16 protein-coding genes are annotated in these 15,595 nt (G+C 63.0%); 9 read left to right on the forward strand and 7 right to left on the reverse strand.

The window, feature by feature from the left end; all coding sequences use genetic code 11:
* Positions 1-52 precede the first annotated feature (52 nt).
* Both NKH49_RS25595 and NKH49_RS25600 read right to left on the reverse strand, forming a co-directional pair.
* Entirely contained in the window at positions 53-1,474 is a 1,422-nt protein-coding gene (locus NKH49_RS25595) for a glutamine synthetase family protein (protein ID WP_352928436.1), read from the reverse strand.
* A gap of 14 nt (positions 1,475-1,488) precedes the next feature.
* Complete coding sequence (locus NKH49_RS25600; RefSeq protein ID WP_352928438.1) at positions 1,489-2,871, reverse strand: aspartate aminotransferase family protein; 1,383 nt, start codon at positions 2,869-2,871, stop codon at positions 1,489-1,491.
* A 156-nt stretch (positions 2,872-3,027) separates the two neighbouring features.
* Here NKH49_RS25600 and NKH49_RS25605 point away from each other — a divergent pair, with 156 nt between their 5' ends.
* Entirely contained in the window at positions 3,028-3,483 is a 456-nt protein-coding gene (locus tag NKH49_RS25605; protein ID WP_352928440.1) for a hypothetical protein, read from the forward strand.
* An 8-nt stretch (positions 3,484-3,491) separates the two neighbouring features.
* Here NKH49_RS25605 and NKH49_RS25610 read toward each other — a convergent pair whose 3' ends face one another.
* Positions 3,492-4,466 carry a WD40 repeat domain-containing protein gene (locus NKH49_RS25610; protein WP_352928442.1) on the reverse strand — a complete coding sequence of 325 codons (975 nt, stop codon included), beginning with the start codon at positions 4,464-4,466 and terminating at the stop codon, positions 3,492-3,494.
* A gap of 144 nt (positions 4,467-4,610) precedes the next feature.
* Positions 4,611-5,678 carry a CobW family GTP-binding protein gene (locus NKH49_RS25615; protein WP_352928444.1) on the reverse strand — a complete coding sequence of 356 codons (1,068 nt, stop codon included), beginning with the start codon at positions 5,676-5,678 and terminating at the stop codon, positions 4,611-4,613.
* Positions 5,679-5,875: 197 nt separating this feature from the next.
* On the opposite strand from NKH49_RS25615, the gene NKH49_RS25620 reads away from it, so the two are divergent.
* Together NKH49_RS25620 and NKH49_RS25625 are read left to right on the forward strand one after the other, a co-directional pair.
* A complete protein-coding gene (locus NKH49_RS25620) occupies positions 5,876-6,598 on the forward strand; it encodes an intradiol ring-cleavage dioxygenase (RefSeq protein WP_352928446.1) in 723 nt (240 codons plus the stop codon).
* A 202-nt stretch (positions 6,599-6,800) separates the two neighbouring features.
* Positions 6,801-7,283, forward strand: a complete 483-nt coding sequence (locus NKH49_RS25625) for a MarR family winged helix-turn-helix transcriptional regulator (protein ID WP_254816029.1) — start codon at positions 6,801-6,803, stop codon at positions 7,281-7,283.
* A gap of 1 nt (position 7,284) precedes the next feature.
* Here NKH49_RS25625 and NKH49_RS25630 read toward each other — a convergent pair whose 3' ends face one another.
* Positions 7,285-8,157 (reverse strand): AraC family transcriptional regulator, encoded by an 873-nt coding sequence (locus NKH49_RS25630; RefSeq protein ID WP_352830586.1) that lies wholly within the window; start codon positions 8,155-8,157, stop codon positions 7,285-7,287.
* A gap of 51 nt (positions 8,158-8,208) precedes the next feature.
* On the opposite strand from NKH49_RS25630, the gene NKH49_RS25635 reads away from it, so the two are divergent.
* The 5 genes from NKH49_RS25635 (at position 8,209) to NKH49_RS25655 (ending at position 12,316) form a co-directional block, all read left to right on the forward strand.
* Positions 8,209-8,616 (forward strand): DUF2000 family protein, encoded by a 408-nt coding sequence (locus NKH49_RS25635; protein ID WP_352928448.1) that lies wholly within the window; start codon positions 8,209-8,211, stop codon positions 8,614-8,616.
* A 197-nt stretch (positions 8,617-8,813) separates the two neighbouring features.
* Entirely contained in the window at positions 8,814-9,698 is an 885-nt protein-coding gene (locus NKH49_RS25640; protein WP_352928450.1) for a DMT family transporter, read from the forward strand.
* A 68-nt stretch (positions 9,699-9,766) separates the two neighbouring features.
* Entirely contained in the window at positions 9,767-10,789 is a 1,023-nt protein-coding gene (locus tag NKH49_RS25645) for a LacI family DNA-binding transcriptional regulator (protein ID WP_023676245.1), read from the forward strand.
* On the forward strand, positions 10,786-11,766 hold the full coding sequence (locus tag NKH49_RS25650; protein ID WP_352928452.1) for a 2-hydroxyacid dehydrogenase: 981 nt from the start codon (positions 10,786-10,788) through the stop codon (positions 11,764-11,766). Before NKH49_RS25645 ends, NKH49_RS25650 begins: the two co-directional genes overlap by 4 nt.
* A 154-nt stretch (positions 11,767-11,920) precedes the next feature.
* Positions 11,921-12,316: a hypothetical protein gene (locus tag NKH49_RS25655; protein ID WP_352469876.1), complete on the forward strand. Its 396-nt coding sequence runs from the start codon at positions 11,921-11,923 to the stop codon at positions 12,314-12,316.
* Between the two features lie 14 nt (positions 12,317-12,330).
* On the opposite strand, the gene NKH49_RS25660 is transcribed toward NKH49_RS25655, so the two are convergent.
* Entirely contained in the window at positions 12,331-13,104 is a 774-nt protein-coding gene (locus NKH49_RS25660) for a gamma-glutamyl-gamma-aminobutyrate hydrolase family protein (RefSeq protein ID WP_352469877.1), read from the reverse strand.
* A gap of 283 nt (positions 13,105-13,387) precedes the next feature.
* On the opposite strand from NKH49_RS25660, the gene NKH49_RS25665 reads away from it, so the two are divergent.
* Positions 13,388-14,497, forward strand: coding sequence for a TRAP transporter substrate-binding protein (locus NKH49_RS25665; RefSeq protein ID WP_352540376.1), 1,110 nt, complete (start codon positions 13,388-13,390; stop codon positions 14,495-14,497).
* 65 nt (positions 14,498-14,562) lie between these two features.
* Here NKH49_RS25665 and NKH49_RS25670 read toward each other — a convergent pair whose 3' ends face one another.
* Positions 14,563-15,585 (reverse strand): zinc-dependent alcohol dehydrogenase family protein, encoded by a 1,023-nt coding sequence (locus tag NKH49_RS25670; RefSeq protein WP_352540377.1) that lies wholly within the window; start codon positions 15,583-15,585, stop codon positions 14,563-14,565.
* Between the last annotated feature and the right edge of the window lie 10 nt (positions 15,586-15,595).

Consider the following 15,595-nt stretch of genomic DNA (forward strand, 5'->3'; position numbering starts at 1 on the left):
TGAAATTATTCCGCATGGGCCTTCACCGGCGGATGGCCGACGATGTGATGCCCTACACCTCGTGCAGATAGAGGTGATAATCCAGTTCGCTGACCGTGCGCGCCACGCGCAGATATTCCGACTGCTTGATCGCCACGAACGTCCGGTGCAGGTCTTCGCCCAATGCGCCCTTGAGGAAGGTCGACGCCCTTGCCGCCTCGATCGCGGCACGCCAGTCGACCGGCATCGTCGTGCGCGTGACGGCTGATTCGTAGCCATTGCCGGTGGTTTCGGGACCGGGATCGAGGCCTTCGTCGAGGCCTTTGACGACACCGGCCAGCACCGTTGCCGCCACCAGGTAAGGATTCGCGTCGACGCCCGATGGCCGGTGCTCGATGCGGCGGTTCCTGGCATCGCCGGCCGGCACACGCAGTGCCACCGAACGGTTGTTGACGCCCCAGGTCGGCGCCACCGGCGCATAGGATTGCGAGACGAAGCGCCGCCATGAATTGGCATGCGGCGCGAAGACCAGCATCGATTCCGCCATCGTCTGGATCAGTCCGCCGAGGCCGCGCAGCAGCGGCAGCGACCAGCTTTCGCCGCCGGTTTCGGCAAAGACATTCTTGCCGGCATCGTCCAGCAGCGAGACATGAAAATGCATGCCCGAGCCGGCATATTTCTCGATCGGCTTGGCCATGAAGCAAGCGGTGACACCATGACGGCGCGCCTGCGCCCGCACCAGTCGCTTGAGCATGACGAGATCGTCGGCCGCCCGCATCACATCCTTGCGGTAGTTGAGCGTCAGCTCGTACTGGCCGGGCGCATATTCCGAGATGACCGTCTCGGCCGGGATGCCTTGCACCTTGGCTGCGGCGTAGATGTCGGAAAACAGCGGCTCCATGCCGTGCAGATGGTCGACGGAATAGACCTCCGTCTTGGCCGAGCGGCGTCCGTCAAGCACCGCGTGCGCCGGCTGCACCTTGCCTTCGGCATCGCGCTCGTTGGCGAGCAGGAAGAATTCGAGCTCGAAGGCACCGGCCGGATGCAGGCCCTTGGCCGCGAGGATGTCTACCTGGCGGGCGAGTGCCAGCCGCGGGTCGGACGACATCGGCTGGCCATCGAGATGGTACATCGCCATCAGCACCTGGCCGCGCGGCGGCTGGGTGCCGAACAGCGGCACCAGTGTGCCGGGGATCGGCCACGCCCGCAGGTCGCCGTCGCCCGTCGTCCAGATCAGCCCGGTCTCGTGAACATCCTCGCCGGTGATGTCGAGGCCGAGGATCGAGATCGGCATGTGCCGGCCCCCCTCGAAGATGCTTATCAACTCATGCCGGCGCACGATCTTGCCGCGACCGACGCCATTGGCGTCGGTCAGCACGATGTCAAACGCTTCGATCTCGGGATGAGCGTCGAGAAAGGCCTGCGCCTCGGCGGGCGTCGAGCCCGAAGGGGATGCCGTGACCAGGTTCAAACTTTGCTTGGGCGCTTGTTTCATGCCGCAAGCTTGTCTCACGCCGTAAGCTTTGCCGCAACCGCGCCGAAGGCAGTGATCAGCCGGTTCACCTGGGCGGCGCTGGTCGCAGGAGAGATCAGCATCATGTTGTGGAAGGGTGCGATCAGCACGCCGCGATTGACCAGCGCGACATGGATTGCCGCCTCGAGCTCCGGCACGTGCGCAGCTTCCGCATCGCCGCCGTTCCTCAGCGGGCCCGGCGCGCAGATGAACTCGACACGGGCACCGACGCGAGCAACATGCCAGGGCAGACGATAGCGATCGATGACGGCGGTCAGCCCGGCGTCGAGCCGCCGCGCCAGATGGTCCATATGGCTGTAGTTCTCGTCGGTCATGACGTATTCGAGCGTGGCGCGCATCGCTGCGAATTGCAGCGGATTGGCCGACAGCGTTGTCCCCATGCCGGAGTAGCCGGGCTCTTTCCGGCTGATATAAGCGGCATAGCGGGCCGCAACGTCTTCGCTCATGCCCCAGACGCTCGCCGGTACGCCGCCGGCAATCGGCTTGCCCAGCACGAACAGGTCCGGCTCCAGCCCGTATTTGCTTGTATAGCCGCCGGGACCGGTCGAGATTGTATGCGTCTCGTCGATTAGAAGCAGCGTGCCGGTCGCACGGGTGAGACGCCGCAAGCCATCATGAAAGCCGGCTTCGGGCAGCACCATGCAGGAATTGGTCAGCACCGGCTCGGCGATGACGCAGGCGACATCGTTGCCCCGGAGTGCTGCGTCGAGCGCCGGCAGATCGTTGAACTCGACGACATCAGTCGCCCGCGTCAGGTCGCGGAACTCGCCGGCCAGTCCCGGTCGATTCACCGTTTTCCCGGCGACCAGCCGCACCATCGTCTCGTCGACCGAGCCATGATAGCAGCCGTTGAAGACCAGTATCTTCTCCCGGCCGGTAACGGCGCGGGCAACCCGCAGCGCGAAGCGGTTGGCATCGGTCGCCGTCGTCGCGATCTGCCACGACAGCAAACCGAAGCGCTGCTGCAGCAACGGCCCGATGGCGAGCGCGTTCTCGGCAGGCAGCATGTAGGTCAGGCCGCGTCCGGCCTGCCGGCGGATGGCGCGGGCGACGGGCGGCGGCGAATGACCGAACATCGAACCGGTGTCGCCAAGACAGAAATCGTCGAGCCGGTTGCCGTCGATATCTCTGATGGTGGCGCCCCTGGCACTATCGACGAGGATCGGGAACGGCGTCGGCCAGTCGTTCATCCAATGCATCGGCACGCCACCGAAGAAGCCGGGCAGGCCGTTGCCGATTTTCGCCATCGATTTCGGCCGCGCCCGGCGGAAGGCTTCTGCCTCGGTCTCGCGCAACTCGGCGATCCGGGCCGGGCCGATGCCGCCGATGGAAGTCTTTGAATGGTTCATGACGTTCATGGCGGCCCTCTCAGTCGCACATTAGACAATCGGCGGCCGCTACCGCAATTGGCCGGGCGGCTGCCCTGTGTTGGGTCAGCGTCATTTGCATGAAAACAGGCGCTTGACCGCGAGCCGCCTTCGGGCGCCAATGGTACTTCGGCTGGAGGGGATAAGATGGTGCGGGCGATCGTCTGCGCAACAACGCTGCTGTCGTCGGTTGGTGCGGCTCTGGCGTCCGGCGGCATCTGGTGTTCCGCCGAGGATGCAGCCGTCAAATTTCAGGTCGGTGCCGGGGTCACCAGAGGCATGGGCGGGCCGACCTTCAATTTTAGCGGTGAGCTCGAGATTCTGGGCAGGCCGGCTGCCGACAGTCTGCGCAAGACGGTGTTCGAGGATCAGAACCTCACGCAATATTGGCTCGACAACAAGGAATTGCGGCTGCTCGTCTACCACGAACGGCAGGTCGAAAACGCCTACGGCTATTTCGAACTGGCGATCCTGACCAAGGCCAGCGACGAAGGCGTCTATGACGGTCGCTATTTGCTCTCAATCCATGATGTAACGGCCGATGCCGAAAAGGACGGCAAGCAGGCTGAATTGACCGGCAAAGTATCTTGCGGAGCCGAGTAAGTAACAGGCTACGCCGAAATATCGATGACGCCGCAGTCGCCCGCAGCGCTGCCAAAGGCGACGCGGCGCTCTTCCTTGTCCCACATCATCGAAGTGACGGCGCCCTTGCCCGGCCGGCGCAACAGCACTTCCTTGGCGTCGGCGAAGCGCACCGCCATCACCATCCCGTCATCATAGCCGATAGCAACGACGTCCTGGCTCGGGTGACAGGCGACGGAGGTGACCATCGCATTGCCGCGCGTGCCGAGTTCCAGCGGCGCCTTGCCCATCGGCCCGTCTTTGCCGGAAAACGGCCAGACGATCGCCGCCGGTGCGCCGGAACTCGCCAGCCATTTGCCCTTGGCGCTCCACGACAGGCTTTTCACCTTGCCGGGGTAGCCGGACATGCGCATGTGCTTGCCGTCGGCGAGCTTCCAGCCATGCAGCGCGTTTTCCTGCATGGAGGTGACGACGAAGCCGCCGTCCGGCGAGAAGGTGATGCCGGTGTGGGCGCCGGCCCATTCGAGCTCGACCGGCTTGCCGTCGGCAGCCGGGAAGTGCAGCGTCGCGCCATTGTAGCGGGCAACGCCGAAGCGCATGCCTTTGGGCGAGAAGGCCAGCCCCTCGACCGAGCGCGGATGCAAGAATTCCCTGGTCTTGCCGTCGGCAAAACGCACATAGGCAATCTTGCCCGAAGCATAGGCAACAGCGCCTTGCGGCCCGGCGGCGACGCTGGTTATCCATTTTTTGCCTGCGGTCGCCAATTCCGTTGTATTGCCGCCTGGGGTCACGGCAAAGATCCTGCCGTCCTCACCACCGGTGATCAATCGGTCGTTTGCCGCATCATGGAAGGCGGCGAGCATTCCGTCATTGGCCTGCACCGTCTTGTGGCCATGGTCGAGCCGATGGATTGTGCCGTCGGCCAGCGCAAAATGCGGCACGTCGCCGAGAAACACGGCGGCGAGGCAGTGGCCTTCGAGATCGAGCGGGGCGACTGTCGGCATGAGAGATCATTCCGTTCGAGATTTCTGCTGCCTCACCCTTAAGGGGTTGAGCTGCGGGTCTCAACCCGTGCTTCGGATCGTGGTGAGGAGAGACCGCCAGCGTTTAGGCTGCACTTCTCTCAGAAGGAAGAAAGGGCAGCTAAATCAAGCGGCCTGGCAGGCCTCGAAGCTTGTCTTCAGTCGCTCGGCGTCGAGTTCGCGGCCGATGAACACCAGCCGGCTCTCGTGCTTCTCGTCGTCCTTCCAGGCGCGCTGGTGGTCGCCCTCGATGATCATGTGCACACCCTGGATGACATAGCGCTCGTCATCGCCTTTCAGCGCAATGATCCCTTTCAGCCGCAGGATGTTCGGGCCTTCCATCTGGGTGACCTTCTCGATCCACGGGAAGAACTTTTTCGGGTCCATCTCGCCGCCGCGCAGCGACACCGACTGCACAGTCACGTCATGGATGTCGGAAGGGTGCGCATGATGATGCCCGTCATGATCGTGGTGATCATGGCCGTCGTGATCATGGTGATGGTGGTCATGATCATGATCATGATGGTCGGGATCGTCATGCGCCTCGAGGAAGTGCGGATCGTTCTCCAGCGCCCGGGACAGGTCGAACGCACCGCGATCGAGCACCTCGGACAGCGCCACGCTGGCGCGTGTGGTGCGATGGATTCGTGCCGCCGGGTTGATGGCGCGGATCGTCGCCTCCACCTTGCTCAGCTCTTCGGGGGTGACCAGATCGGTCTTGTTGAGCACGACGACATCGGCAAAGGCGATCTGGTCCTCGGCCTCGCGGGAATCCTTGAGGCGCAGCGGCAAGTGCTTGGCGTCGACCAGCGCCACCACCGCATCGAGCCTGGTCTTGGAACGCACGTCGTCGTCCATGAAGAAGGTTTGCGCCACCGGCACGGGATCGGCGAGGCCTGTGGTCTCGACGACGATGGCGTCGAAGCGGCCAGGCCTGCGCATCAGGCCTTCGACGACGCGGATCAGGTCGCCGCGCACGGTGCAGCAGACGCAGCCATTGTTCATCTCGTATATTTCCTCGTCGGATTCCACAATCAGCTCGTTGTCGATGCCGATCTCGCCGAATTCATTGACGATGACGGCGTAGCGCTTGCCATGGTTTTCCGAAAGGATGCGGTTGAGCAGTGTCGTCTTGCCGGCGCCGAGATAGCCGGTGAGGACGGTTACGGGGATCTGCGTCTGTGCGTCGCTCATATTGTGCCTCGAATAGGGATTGTCGGCTCCATATAGGATGTGTGCTCGGCTTTTGCACGAGGCAAACCGGTGGGCCAAAGAGGGGCTGGTATTGCTGAACTTTCCTCACATTACCGAACTTTCATTGGCGCCGCCTGACAGCGGGCCCTAGACAGGCGGGGTCATTTACGGAGCTGTTCGCGTTGAAGAGGCGCCAGATGTCCGACAAGTCCTTGCCACTGAGCCGTCGGCAGGCGCTCGGTCTCGTTGCGGTTACCGCTGGCGGCATATTCCTGCCCGCCGGTGCAAGGGCCGGGCAGGTTTCGCCCTATGCCGGGCTTGCTTTGTTTGAAGCCGGTGCCGGTGTCTGCACCATCACGCCCGAGGTCACAGAAGGGCCGTTCTATTTCGACCCGAAGCTCGAACGCGCCGACATCACCGAGGGCAAGAAGGGCATCGCCCTCAATGTGCGGCTGCAAATCGTCGACGCCGCCTGCCGGCCGCTTCCCGGCGCACGCGTCGATATCTGGCATTGCGATGCCCAGGGCGCCTATTCCGGATATCCCGGACAGGGCGACGGGCAGGATATCGACACGTCCGGCCAGAGCTTTCTCCGCGGCTGGCAGAGAACCGATGAAAGCGGCATCGCTTCTTTCGCCACCATCTATCCCGGCTGGTATCGTGGCCGCACCACCCACATCCATTTCAAGATCTTCCCCGACGACCGCTCGGTGATGACCGGCCAGATGTTCTTCCCCGACAGCCTCAGCGAGCAGATATTCGCCACCGTCGCGCCCTATAAAGATCGCCCCGGCAAACGCGATACATCGAACGCGCGGGACGGCATTGCGCGGCAGGCCGGGCCGCTGTCGCAGGCAGCGCTGCGGGAAATGGCGGACGCCTATCAGGCGTTGATGGTGGTCGCGGTGAAACCTGGTTGAGAACACCTCGTCACGTCCCCATCCAGCCATTGCGGAAAGTCGTTTGTCATCTAACTGAAATAAACATCTGGCATTAGCCACGGCGAACACCGCGAAGCTTGCCGGCAAAGCTATTTTCCGAGCCGGAATGTTTCGATCGTCATTGCCAATCGGCGGCCTGCTTCTATGCTGGCCGTTCCGGTTCGGCCGAGGAGGGATGAGCATGGCCAAGGCGGACAAGACTGCAACAATGAGCCGGCTGCATTCGGCGGCGCGGCTGGCGCGCACGGCGCTCGCCGCCCGGCTTCTGGCGCATGGTTTCTATGCCGGCCAGGACCAGATCATGCTGGCGCTCGACCGCGAGGATGGGCAGACGCCCGGCAACCTTGCCGGCCGCCTCGGCGTGCGGCCGCCAACCATCACCAAGACCATCAACCGGCTGCAGGCGCAGGGCTTTCTGGAGAAGCGGGCCTCGTCCGCCGATGCCCGCCAGGCGCATATTTTCCTCACCGACACCGGCCGCGAAATCATCCACGCCATCGAGAAGTCGGTGAAGAAGACCGAAAAGCAGGCATTGAAGGGTCTCGACAAGAAGGACCAGAAAGCGCTGTTCAAGCTGCTTGCCCGCGTCGAGGCGAACCTGTCGAACGGCGAAATGGTGCTCCCGGATGACGAACTGGATATCGAAGACAAGATGCTTGAATAGCTCACGCGTTCGCCGCTGACGGCCGCCGCGTCAGTGCCGACCAACGTCCCGGTGTGACACCGAACGCCTTCTTGAAATGCCGATTGAAATGGCTTTGATCACTGAAGCCGGCTGCGATGGCGATTTGCGCCAGCGGCTCGTCGGCTTCGATCATCCGACGGGCCCGCTGAAGCCGGCGCATCACCAGGAACCGGTGCGGGCTGGTGGAGAAGGTGGCGCGGAAATGCCGCGAAAGGGCATAACGGTCCAATCCGGTTATCGCCTCCAATTCATGCGAACGTACAATCCGCGCAACATTTTCCTCCAGATAGTCGCGCGCCAGGCTGGCGGCGCGCCACGCAGTTTTCGCTACCGGTTTCGCCCGCTGACCGGCGTGCCGCGCTAGGCTTTGCATAAGCTGCGTCATGAAATCGACGACAAACAGCTCGTCCAGTTCCTGATTCAACGGCCCGAGCGCGGAAAGCAGCGTCGCCCGGAGATCGCGGTCTGTCACCACGGCATTCCCGACGAATGGCAGTGATCCGCCGCCGAGACAATCGAGCATCAGGGACGGCTCCAAATAGAGCATTCTGTATCGCAAGCCGTCTTCGGTGCCGGCACCGCCATCGTGCAGTTCGTCGGGATGAAGGATAATGATCTGGCCAGGCAGGCTCTGATGCGTTTGGCCGCGATAGCGGAAGCGCTGCACGCCATAAAGCGTCACCCCGATCGCATAGGTGTCGTGGCGATGGAGATCGAAGGCATTGCCGTGGAACCGGGCCTCGATGCGTTCCATCCCGGCAGCACCGGGTGCCGGTACGATGCAGTTCTCGGCTGCATCCACGCACAAACGTCCAAGACCCTGAAAGGCTTCCCGGTCCAGATCGTGCGCCATCGCTTCACTCGCAGCCTCGGATTGGCCCCCTTTTCGGATGGAAACTGTCGCATGTTCGATACGAAATTTGCAATCGTGCTCAAGGATGATCTTCCCGTCTGGCAAAAGCTCAATGTCACCGCCTTTCTGACCAGCGGCATCGTCGCGCAATTTCCCGACATTATCGGCGACCCCTACCGTGATCGCGCCGGCAATATCTACAACCCGCTGTCGATCCAGCCGGTCATCGTGCTTTCGGCGGACGGCCAGACGCTCGGCGCGGTCCAGCGGCGGGCGCTGGAGCGTGGTGTGACGGTTTCGCTCTATGTCGAGGAAATGTTTTCGACCGGGTATGATCTGGCCAACCGCGCCGTCTTTGCCGAATTTGCGCCGGAGCATGCCAAGGTGGTCGGCATCGCGCTTCGCGCCGAAAAGAAGCTCGTCGACAAGATCACCAAGGGCGCCCGCATGCACGCCTGAGTCGTCGGCCACTAGGTCGGCCACTGGGAAACAAACTGAGCCTGCCGGCGGCTGTCGTTGTGCCAGCCTGTTTTGGCTTGCCCGCAGGCGACAATTGCCGCATTGGTGAGGGACTGCCTTGCTTCCCGTCCGGCCTGAAATTGAATGCTCCCCCAAGACAAGACGAAAGCGCGACATCGCCGGCGGCGATCCTGTGCATGCTTTCCGTCTATGTGTTTTTCACCTTCCTCGACACCAGCAGCAAGTACCTTGTGCTGGCCGGCGTCTCGGCGCTGATCGTCGCCTGGACCCGCTTCGCGGTCCATGTGCTGATCGTCGGCGTCTTTCTGCGCGGATGGCGTGAGCCGCTGCGCTTTCGTCCCGCCAACCTGCCGGCGCATCTCACGCGCGGTCTGCTCCTGTTCGGATCGACGATATGCAACATTCTCGCGCTGCGGACGCTGCAGCTGGCGGAAACCACCTCGATCTACTTCTTCGGCCCGATGGTGATCACCGCGCTTGCCGGTCCGTTGCTAGGGGAATGGGCCGGCTGGCGGCGCTGGCTGGCGATCATGAGCGGCTTTGTCGGCGTCCTCATCATCACCCGGCCGGGCGTCGGCGTTTTTGGCGTCGGCCATCTCTTTGCGCTCGGCTCGATGCTATCGAACAGTTTCTACGTCATCATGACGCGCCGCATGTCGGCTACGGAAACCTCGGAAAGCCTCATCCTGTTTTCGGCGCTGGCGCCGGCCGTTCTGCTGCTGCCGACACTGCCGTTTTCGCTTTCGCTGCCGCAGGATGGCTGGCACTGGTTCATATTGCTGATGCTGGGCGTCTTCGGCGCCATCGGCCATTGGCTTCTTGTGCAGGCCTATCGCCTTGCCACCACCACGGCCCTGGCCCCCTATCCCTATTCGCAGATGATCTGGATGATCATCTCCGGCCTGATCGTCTTCAAGCAGTTTCCCGACCGCTGGACGCTGGCCGGTGCGACAGTCATCGTCGCCAGCGGCCTCTACATCGTCCACCGCGAGCACCGGCTTCGTGTGCGCAACCGCGCGACGCTGGACGCGGAGGCGGAAGCGCTGGCAAAAAAACTTTGATTTGCGCGGGATCGATGGCATAAGAGCCGGCCTTTAAACAGTTTAAATTGCTTCGGGAGCGCAGGGCGCTGGCACAGAAGATCAAGCTTTCCACCATCGCGGATGCGCTCGGCGTGTCCACGGCCACGGTCTCGCTGGCCTTGCGCGACAGCCCGCTGGTCGCCGGCGGCACCCGGGATCGCATCAAGGAACATGCCCGCGCCATCGGCTATATCTACAACCGCCGCGCCGCCAGCTTGCGCACCTCGCGCTCGGGCATTGTCGGCGTCGTCGTCCACGACATCATGAACCCGTTCTTTGCCGAGATATTGCGTTCGATCGAGAGCGAACTCGACCGCAGCCGGCAAACCTTCATCCTGTCGAACCACTACGACCAACTCGAGAAACAACGCACCTTCATCGACACCCTTCTGCAACTCGGCGCCGACGGGGTCATCATGTCGCCGGCCATCGGCACGCCGCCCGAAGACATAATCATGGCCGAGGAGAACGGTCTCCCGGCAGTGCTGATTGCACGCACCGTCGAAGGTGCCGACGTGCCGGTGTTTCGCGGCGACGATGCCTACGGCACCGGGCTTGCCACCAACCATCTGATCTCGCTTGGCCACAAGCGCATCGCAATGATCGGCGGTACCGATCAGACGTCGACCGGCCGCGACCGCTATCAGGGATATGTCAATGCCATGGAGGCGGCGGGGCTTGAGGTCAGGCCGTCCTGGCGTATCGCCGGCCCGCGCACCAAGCAGGCCGGGTTCGAGGCTGCCGGGCAGTTCCTGGCGCTGAAGGACAGGCCGACCGCGGCCTGCTGCTGGAACGACCTCGTCGCCATCGGCCTGATGAACGGCATCGCGCGCGCCGGGCTGGTGCCGGGCATCGACATCTCCGTTACCGGCTATGACGACCTCGAGGAGGCGGCGATCGCGACGCCTGCGCTAACCACCGTCTGGAACGGCCAGCGCGAGGTTGGCCGCCGCGCCGCCAGCGCGCTGCTCGACAAACTCAACGGACAGACGGTGCGGCCGTCGCAGGAACTGATCAAGCCGGAACTGCATGTGCGCCAGTCGACCGGCAAACCGGTGGAACGTGCATGACAAAAACCAAACAGCAGGCTGTCGCCATTCTGGTGCCGGGCCAGTTCAACGATCATGCGGTCGGCCGCATCGACGGGGCGTTCAGCCGCGTCCGGATCGAACGCGCCGATCCGTCGCTGGTCACCGACGAGATGCGTCATACGGTGCGCGGCATCGCCGCCTTTGGCGGCATAAGCTCCGCGTTGATGGACGCGCTGCCAAAGCTCGAGATCATCGCCAATTTCGGTGTCGGCTATGATTCGGTCGATGTCCGCCACGCCGCACAGCGCGGCATCATGGTCACCAACACACCGGATGTGCTGACCGAAGAGGTCGCCGATACGGCGCTCGGCCTGTTGATCAATACCATCCGCGAACTGCCGCGCGCCGAGGCCTGGCTACGCGACGGAAGCTGGCTGCGCAACGGCAACTATCCGCTGAGCCGGCTGACCTTGCGCGGGCGCCATGTCGGTATCTTTGGCATGGGCCGCATCGGCCTCGCCATTGCCCGCCGGCTCGACGCTTTTGGGCTGCCCATTGCCTATCACAACCGGCGCCGCGTCGAAGGCCTGTCCTATGACTATCACCCGACGCTGAAAGGTCTCGCCGAGGCGGTCGACACGCTGATCTCGGTGGCGCCCGGCGGGGCCTCGACGGAAAAGGCCGTCAATGCCGAAATTCTCTCGGCTCTTGGGCCGAACGGCGTCTTCGTCAATATCGGCCGGGGCAGCACGGTCGACGAACCAGCCCTTGCCGCCGCACTTGCCAGCGGCAGCATCGCCGCTGCCGGGCTAGACGTCTTTGCCGACGAGCCGAATGTGCCAGCGGCGTTGCTTGCCGCGCCCAACACCTCGCTTTTGCCGCATGTCGGCTCGGCGTCCGAGCATACGCGCCGCGCCATGGCCGACCTTTGCGTCGACAATCTGGTCTCGTGGTTTTCGCAGCGCAAGGCGCTGACGCCGGTGCCGGAGACGGCAAATGTCAAGGCAAGGCCGTAAGCGGGCTGCCATATCTATTAACTTCAGCTTAACCCTTCGGAATCATTCTGGTCCCCTCGCAGTGTATGTCCGCCTGACAGGACATGACAGCAAGATGAAGCGCGCCTCCCTGATCTCTTCGAACCGGCGCGCTTGAAATGCGCGGAGAACCAGGATGAAGACGCTTCCTGCATTGATGGCAGTCGCTGTGCTGTTCGGCAGCGCCCAGCTGTTTTACGCCGGTAGCGGTGAAAGCCGTGCGGCCAGTGAGTCACCGCTTTCATCCGGCAACTACAGGCTGGTAGCCCATGGCAACGAGGGGTCTTGTGCGGTCAGCCGCGGCGCCGAGATTTCGCAAGGCCTGTCGCTGTTGACGGTCGCAGCAAATTGCCGCCGGGTGTTGCCCGGCGTCGAGCAGGCGAAGTTCTGGCGAGAGCAGGATGACGGCACGGTCACCTTCAGCGCCAACGGCACCGATCCGATCGTCATGTTCTCAGTCGCCGACGGCGATGGTTACGAATCCTACGCGCCGGCGCTGCCGCTGCTGACGCTGGCGTCAGCCGGCAACTAGCGAGCGCGGCAGGACTATTCCGCGGCTGCGCGCGCACCCGATTTCGCCGCCTGATGCAGGCGCACCGCATCGCCGAATGCGCGAAATATCTTTACCGAGATACTGTCCGATTTGACCCAGTATTCGGGATGCCACTGGACGCCGACAGCGAAAGCCCGTGCATCGCGCACCGAAACCGCCTCGACAGTGCCGTCGGCGGCGACCGCTTCGACCTGCAGCTTTGGGCCAAGCCGGTCGATGGCCTGGCGATGCACCGAATTGACCATGATGTCGCCGGCGCCGAAGACCCCGGCCAGGCAGCTGCCGGGTTTTATCGCCACGCTCTGGCGGATGGCGAAGCGTTCGTCCTGATTGTCGCTTGCCGGCGCACGATGATCGAGCGAACCGGCGCGTTCCTGGATTTCGGTGGCCAACGTGCCACCCAGCGCCACATTCATCTCCTGGATGCCGCGGCAGATGGCGAGCAATGGCACCCCGCGCTCCACCGCCCGGCGGATCAGCGGCAACGTCGTCGCGTCGCGGGCGGAGTCGTAAGGACCATTGGCTTCGCTGGCGTCACCGCCATAGAGCGAGGGATGAACGTTCGATTTGGAGCCGGTGACCATGACGCCGTCGACGGCGGAAAGCAGTTCGTCGAAGTCGAGCCGGTCGCCGAAGGACGGTACCAGCAGCGGGAACACGCCTGCACCCGAAAGCGCCGCTTCGAGATATTGCTGTGGCGCGGCATGCCAGGTGTAATTGTCGAACTGGCGGACATCGGTCGATACGGCGACGAGCGGCTGGTGCATTGGTCCGGATCCCATCGGGTGCAACGAATTATCTGCCTGCAAAATAGGCGATCCGAAGGCGCATTTCCATGGCAAGTTTCGGCGTGTCGCGTAGGCCAGTTAATCGACCTTAGACTATAGTTGCAAGATCTGCCCCAACGGCGTGAATTTCCCCGAAATGCGCCACTCAAACCGGGCTGCCGTGCTGGACTCGACTCCTTGCCTGTGTATTGTCGGCTCGAAGCCGATCCGGGCGCCGAAGTGTCCCGAATGTCGGTCAGTGGATCCAAAAGGGAGGAACTTCATGGATCGTCGTTCGTTCATCCGCAAGGCCGGCACCACCGGTTTCGGCGCTGCGGCCGCTGCCGCGACACTTGCTGCGCCGGCCATCGCCCAGTCCAATCCGAAAGTGACCTGGCGACTGGCGTCGTCCTTCCCGAAGTCGCTCGATACGATCTATGGCGGCGCCGAAGTGTTTTCCAAGATGCTGTCGGAGGCGACCGACGGCAACTTCCAGGTCCAGGTCTTCGCCTCCGGCGAACTCGTTCCCGGCCTGCAGGCCGCCGATGCCACCACAGCCGGCACGGTCGAGGCCTGCCATACCGTGGCATATTATTACTGGGGCAAGGACCCGACGTGGGCGCTGGGAGCGGCGGTTCCGTTTTCGCTCAACGCGCGCGGCATCAACGCCTGGCACTATCATGGCGGCGGCATCGATCTGTTCAACGAGTTCCTGGCGACGCAAGGTCTGTTCGGGCTGCCGGGCGGCAATACCGGCGTGCAGATGGGTGGCTGGTTCCGCAAGGAGATCAAAACGGTCGCCGACCTTTCCGGCCTCAAGATGCGTATCGGTGGTTTTGCCGGCAAAGTGGTGCAAAGGCTCGGGGTGGTTCCGCAGCAGATCGCCGGTGGCGACATTTATCCGGCGTTGGAAAAAGGCACGATCGACGCCGCCGAATGGGTCGGCCCTTACGACGACGAGAAGCTCGGCTTCTACAAGGTTGCGCCCTATTACTACTATCCCGGCTGGTGGGAAGGTGGACCGACCGTCCATCTGATGTTCAACAAGGCGAAATACGACGAACTTTCGCCGGCTTACAAGTCGCTGGTGCATACTGCCGCTCAAGCGGCCGACGCCAACATGCTGCAGAAATACGACTATCTCAATCCGGCGGCGGTTAAGCGGCTGGTTGCCGGCGGTGCCAAGTTGAGCCCGTTCAGCCAGGAGATCATGGCCGCCTGTTTCGAAAAGGCCAACGAAGTCTATGCCGAGATGGAAGCCTCGAATGCGCCGTTCAAGAAGATCTGGGATTCGATCAAGGCGTTCCGCAAGGAGCATTATCTCTGGGCGCAGGTGGCCGAGTACAACTATGACACCTTCATGATGGTCCAGCAGCGCAATGCCAAGCTCTGATCCTGTTGCTTCGCGGCGCCAGTGTTCCTTTCGGAACACTGGCGCCGTAGCGCATTCATTTGCGATCAGTCGGGCACCACCACGACCTTGACCTCGCCTGGCGCCGGCGGGTTGGCAATGATCGCCACCGCCTCGTCGAGGCTGACCTGTCGTGATATCAGCCGATCTACTTCGATCGTCCCCGAGGCGATAAGATTGGCGGCCCGGCGATGGGTAAAGGGGTTGAGGAAGGAACCCAGGACCTTCAACTCACGGAACAGCAGATCGAACGGTTCGAACGCCACTTTCATGCCTTGCGGCATCACGCCGACGACGACGACGGTGCCGCCCGCTTTGGCCAGCCGCATCGCCTGCTCAACAGTGTCTTTCACGCCGGCGCATTCGAACACCACGTCGACGCCGCCCGGCATCAAACCCGACCGGCCGACGATCGCATCGATGACATCGAAGGCGCTGGGATCGAGCGTCGCCGTTGCGCCAAATTGCTCGGCAAGAGCCCGCCGCGAGGCCTGACGGGTCGACAAGATAATGGTCGTCGCACCGGCGAGCTTTGCCAGTTGAACGGTGAGCAGGCCGATCACGCCGCCGCCGAGCACCGCGACCGACGAGCCTGGTTTGATCGCGGCAAGGTCCACGCCATGCAGGCAGCAGCCGAGCGGCTCGCAGAAAGCACCATGCGTAGGCTTCAGATCGCCTGGCAAGACGAAGGCCTGTTTCTGGGGCAGGACAAGATATTCGGCAAAGCCGCCATCGCGATGGATGCCGATGGCGCGTAGATTGCCGCAGAGATTGACCCGGCCGGCCTGACAATGCTCGCATCGGCCACAGGCAATGTTGGGATCGCCGGTGACGCGGTCGCCGACGGAAAAGCCGGATACGGCAGGTCCGACCGCCTCGACGATGCCGGAGAATTCATGCCCGAGCGTCACCGGCGGCGTGCACGGGAATTCACCATGGAAAAGATGCCTGTCGGTGCCGCAGACGCCGCACGCCTCGATGCGCACCAGCAGATCGTTCGGCCCGGCGGTCGGTTTCTCGACCTCGCACACGGCGAGGCTGCCCACTCGCTCCAACCGAACCGCCTTCATGGCTGCCGGG

It is taken from the genome of Mesorhizobium sp. M1088 (assembly GCF_040318575.1).
In the GTDB taxonomy this organism is placed as follows: Bacteria; Pseudomonadota; Alphaproteobacteria; order Rhizobiales; family Rhizobiaceae; genus Mesorhizobium.

Excerpts from the sequence above, each read along its gene's own strand:
- NKH49_RS25595 (WP_352928436.1), bottom strand. The coding sequence starts at position 1,474 with ATGAAACAAGCGCCCAAGCAAAGTTTGAACCTGGTCACGGCATCCCCT.
- NKH49_RS25600 (WP_352928438.1), bottom strand. The coding sequence starts at position 2,871 with ATGAACGTCATGAACCATTCAAAGACTTCCATCGGCGGCATCGGCCCG.
- NKH49_RS25605 (WP_352928440.1), top strand. The coding sequence starts at position 3,028 with ATGGTGCGGGCGATCGTCTGCGCAACAACGCTGCTGTCGTCGGTTGGT.
- NKH49_RS25610 (WP_352928442.1), bottom strand. The coding sequence starts at position 4,466 with ATGCCGACAGTCGCCCCGCTCGATCTCGAAGGCCACTGCCTCGCCGCC.
- NKH49_RS25615 (WP_352928444.1), bottom strand. The coding sequence starts at position 5,678 with ATGAGCGACGCACAGACGCAGATCCCCGTAACCGTCCTCACCGGCTAT.
- NKH49_RS25620 (WP_352928446.1), top strand. The coding sequence starts at position 5,876 with ATGTCCGACAAGTCCTTGCCACTGAGCCGTCGGCAGGCGCTCGGTCTC.
- NKH49_RS25625 (WP_254816029.1), top strand. The coding sequence starts at position 6,801 with ATGGCCAAGGCGGACAAGACTGCAACAATGAGCCGGCTGCATTCGGCG.
- NKH49_RS25630 (WP_352830586.1), bottom strand. The coding sequence starts at position 8,157 with ATGGCGCACGATCTGGACCGGGAAGCCTTTCAGGGTCTTGGACGTTTG.
- NKH49_RS25635 (WP_352928448.1), top strand. The coding sequence starts at position 8,209 with ATGTTCGATACGAAATTTGCAATCGTGCTCAAGGATGATCTTCCCGTC.
- NKH49_RS25640 (WP_352928450.1), top strand. The coding sequence starts at position 8,814 with ATGCTTTCCGTCTATGTGTTTTTCACCTTCCTCGACACCAGCAGCAAG.
- NKH49_RS25650 (WP_352928452.1), top strand. The coding sequence starts at position 10,786 with ATGACAAAAACCAAACAGCAGGCTGTCGCCATTCTGGTGCCGGGCCAG.
- NKH49_RS25655 (WP_352469876.1), top strand. The coding sequence starts at position 11,921 with ATGAAGACGCTTCCTGCATTGATGGCAGTCGCTGTGCTGTTCGGCAGC.
- NKH49_RS25660 (WP_352469877.1), bottom strand. The coding sequence starts at position 13,104 with ATGCACCAGCCGCTCGTCGCCGTATCGACCGATGTCCGCCAGTTCGAC.
- NKH49_RS25665 (WP_352540376.1), top strand. The coding sequence starts at position 13,388 with ATGGATCGTCGTTCGTTCATCCGCAAGGCCGGCACCACCGGTTTCGGC.
- NKH49_RS25670 (WP_352540377.1), bottom strand. The coding sequence starts at position 15,585 with ATGAAGGCGGTTCGGTTGGAGCGAGTGGGCAGCCTCGCCGTGTGCGAG.